This window comes from Pseudomonas sp. UYIF39, from assembly GCF_029963765.1.
Classification (GTDB): domain Bacteria; phylum Pseudomonadota; class Gammaproteobacteria; order Pseudomonadales; family Pseudomonadaceae; genus Aquipseudomonas.
Genome location: NZ_JALBYU010000063.1, coordinates 1 through 2,086 on the forward strand (window position 1 = coordinate 1; position 2,086 = coordinate 2,086).

A 2,086-nucleotide genomic window follows, 5' to 3' on the forward strand; every position below is an offset into this window, starting at 1 on the left:
AGTCTGGCGAGCATTCTCGCCTAAATGGGTGTCCGGAATCATTAGACCACTACAGGTGGCACCCTTGGGCGTGCCGCTGAACAGCCATGCCTTGCGCCCGATTACAAACGGCTTTATCCCGCGCTCCGCCGCGTTGTTGTCGATCGGTAAAAAACCGGCCTCCACGTATCGCTCCAGACGGCTCCAGTTGTTGGCCAAATAATTCACGGCTTTACCCAACACACTTTGCGGTGTCACTTGGGACTGTGTTTTATCCAGCCAGCTTTTCAACTGCCCCAGAATCGGTAGGCTCTTCTCCTGACGACCGATAAAACGCTGTTCATCGCTGACGTCCTTGAGTTCACGCTCGATGCCGTACAGCTTATTGATCATTGTCAGCGCGATATCGGCACGCCCGGTTTTTCCCTTGGGCTGCACCTTCTGCGCGTCGACAAACTTACGATGCTCATGAGCCATGCACGCCAATCGCTCAACACCGGGCTGCAACGCCAACGCGTTGTAACCCGCGTAATCGTCGGTCATCACGTAGCCGCGATAACTTTCCAGCAGGCGTAGAGGCACTTCCTGCGCACGGCTGGTGGTGTAGTCAAATAGCACAACTTTTCGATCCGGCGGCCCGCTGGCCTGCACCCACATCCACGATTGGCTGGTTGGGTCTCGATCCGGCTCTTTCAGTACCTGGATTCTTGTTTCATCGCAGTGGATGACCGGACTTTCCAGTTATCGGTCGCGCATTAAATTCAACAAGGGCTGGAAGTGTTCGCTGCACTGAATGACCCAGCGCGCCAGTGTTTGTCTTGGAATATCCACACCGTGTCGACTCAGCACGGTTTCGAAACGATGCAACGGCAGACCATCGACGTACTTGGTGGTTAAGAGCATGGCCAATACGCTGGGGGATGGCCATGCTCTTTTCGATCATCTGAGCGGGTTTGTCTGCGGTGACCGGCGCAGTTTCACAACCGCGGCAACCGTAAACTTTGCGTATGTGTTTGAGTACGTGAATCTGCATCGGCACAATCTCCAGCTGTTCGCTGGTTTCTTCACCGATGACGTGTTTGCGGCAGCCGCAAGCGCAGGTCAGTTCGTGCTCGGGCAGTTCGTGGTTCACTTCGACGCGTGGCAGATCAGCCGACAGTGGCTTGCGTTTGCCGCGACGTGGCGTCGAAGCAACAACTTCTTCGTCAGCGTCGCCGACTGGAAGCATCGGCTCGCTTTCGGGCTCATTGAACAACGCCAGTTGCGGCGTATTGGGCTCGATGGTCTGCTCGGATTTTCGACCGAACTAACGGTCGCGCAGAAGCTTGATCTGTTCTTTCAAATCGACGATATGAATCTGGTATGCCTCAGCCGTTACTTGCTGACGACTGAGTGCCTAAAGCAACATTTGCTTGAGCAAAACAGGATCATCGGGAAGGTCTTCGGGTATCAAATTCATGCCGGGGATTATACCCGTCAGGCGACGAATCTTGCCGTTAAAACCTTATGAGGACGATTGCGCCAGAGATCAAAGCCATCCAGTAACCAGTTCAATTCCTGGACAGTCAGCACGATCGCCTCGGCGACCTCATCAGGGAAAGTTTGAAACGTTCAGACTCCAGGCGCTTGAGCCAAAGGCAGAAGCCGTTGCGCTCCCAGTACAACACTTTGACGCGGTTGCGGTGGCGATTTAGAAAGACGAAAAGCACCGGGTCGAACACCGCAACTTTGATGTCCAGTTCGACCAACGCAGCCAGGCCGTCGATGGACTTTCGAAAATCTACAGGCTTCGGGTAGAGGTACACTTTTTCAACGCTGGCATTGGGACGCATCATGGTGATGGGCTCCTGATGGAAATCGGGAGCACAGCATCAGCCGTCAGCTATCCGCTTGGAATGTGGAGTTCATGGAGCGGATACGCTTAAAAGGCTAGAAATGGTGTCCACTTAATTTAATTGCACACCATCGCCCTTTGGCGTCGGGGCCAGGACGGTGTGTTGGCCGGACGGATACCAACCTCCGTGCCAGTCTCAGGATGCTTTTTTCGAGGACAAACAAAACCCCTACCTGCATACGCAGATAGGGGTTTCGGAATTTAATCTTGACG

1 protein-coding gene and 1 pseudogene are annotated in these 2,086 nt (G+C 54.1%); both read right to left on the bottom strand.

Translation table 11 applies throughout. The features are described from left to right. Window positions 1–1,438 (bottom strand): annotated as a pseudogene (locus MO767_RS30785) (IS66 family transposase); the annotation flags it as partial. A 106-nt stretch (window positions 1,439–1,544) separates the two neighbouring features. Beyond that, window positions 1,545–1,814, bottom strand: coding sequence for an IS66 family insertion sequence element accessory protein TnpB (gene tnpB / locus MO767_RS30790; protein WP_282483612.1), 270 nt, complete (start codon window positions 1,812–1,814; stop codon window positions 1,545–1,547). Window positions 1,815–2,086 lie beyond the last annotated feature (272 nt).

Excerpts from the sequence above, each read along its gene's own strand:
- tnpB (WP_282483612.1), bottom strand. The coding sequence starts at position 1,814 with ATGATGCGTCCCAATGCCAGCGTTGAAAAAGTGTACCTCTACCCGAAG.